Source organism: Rhodococcus sp. HM1 (genome assembly GCF_023218075.1).
Lineage (GTDB): Bacteria > Actinomycetota > Actinomycetes > Mycobacteriales > Mycobacteriaceae > Rhodococcus.
The window spans coordinates 1-400 of sequence record NZ_JALPTB010000228.1; the positions used below are offsets into that span (position 1 = coordinate 1).

The 400-nt window shown below is 56.5% G+C and carries 1 protein-coding gene; it reads right to left on the minus strand.

The annotated features are described in order from the left end of the window. Nucleotides 1-21: 21 nt before the first annotated feature. Nucleotides 22-400, minus strand: a 379-nt coding sequence (locus M1M07_RS32545) for a hypothetical protein (protein WP_248676810.1), incomplete at its 5' end; no start/stop codon positions are given.

A 400-nucleotide genomic window follows, 5' to 3' on the forward strand; every position in this document is an offset into this window, starting at 1 on the left:
GTTCGAAGTAAGGCACGCCGCCTATGGCTGCGGACCCACCAGATGCATCGCCACACTCGTCACACGTCCGATGATTTCCGCTTCCCGAGGATAGATGAAGCGGCGTATTTCCCGTTTGGGATTGGGATAGGGAAGCGCCAGCAACATCCCTTCGCGAATTTCGCACCAGCTGCATATGAATTCCTCACGAAGCTCGATGAAATAGATGGGCCGGTCGTGCTCGTCCCTCCATTTTGCCTGTGCCGGTTTTTTCTGGTTCTCGTCGATCTGCACGATCGATCCGGGCCGCAGCAGGGGATACATCGTGAAGTCCGAAGCCCCAATCACGCCGTACGCTCCGTTTTTCAAATCCAGATGCTGCAAGGCGCGAATGGGAACCGTTCCCCAGATGGCTCCAAGC